General features: G+C 40.6%; 2 protein-coding genes. One reads left to right on the forward strand and one right to left on the reverse strand.

Annotated features, from left to right (window positions below; translation table 11 throughout):
- A partial coding sequence (locus tag AC1QQ2_RS15065) for a hypothetical protein (RefSeq protein ID WP_479713760.1) occupies positions 1–218 on the reverse strand: 218 nt, incomplete at its 3' end.
- On the opposite strand from AC1QQ2_RS15065, the gene AC1QQ2_RS15070 reads away from it, so the two are divergent.
- Positions 219–530, forward strand: a 312-nt coding sequence (locus AC1QQ2_RS15070; protein WP_479713761.1) for an AAA family ATPase, incomplete at its 3' end; no start/stop codon positions are given. It abuts the gene before it with no gap.

Below are 530 nucleotides of genomic sequence, written 5' to 3' on the forward strand. Positions count from 1 at the left end.
CAAAGCAGTATCCAAAACAATGCGACAGCGCCACTGACCCTCAATAAAATAAAACTAGTTGGGTCAATAAATTGAGGCATGAGGCCTTTGGCCAATACATGATTGGCCCCATAGAGCATATTGACAACAAAAAGGGCAATCTGCGCCTGTATAATTTGCGTTTTAGACACAACGCAAAGGTAGTTATTCTGTATCTTTGTTAGATGCACTTGAGCCATTTGCATTTAGTCAATTACAAGAATTACACCGACTTAGAATTTTCATTAGTTCCGGGGGTAAACGGTTTTGTGGGGCCGAATGGCGCTGGCAAGACCAACATTCTAGATGCAGTCTATTATCTGAGTATGTGTAAAAGTTACTTAAACGTCAATGACCGTCAGAATTTGCGATTTGACCAACCCTTTTTTTCGATTTCAGGCCAATGGCAACTAGATCAAAAAACGCATGAGGTTCAGGTTGCTTACAAAGCAGGCGTCAAAAAACAAATCAAGTGGAATAAAAAAGCCTACGAGAAACTCACGCAGCATATT

This window comes from Aestuarium sp. (genome assembly GCF_023253315.1).
Lineage (GTDB): Bacteria > Pseudomonadota > Alphaproteobacteria > Rhodobacterales > Rhodobacteraceae > Marivivens > Marivivens donghaensis.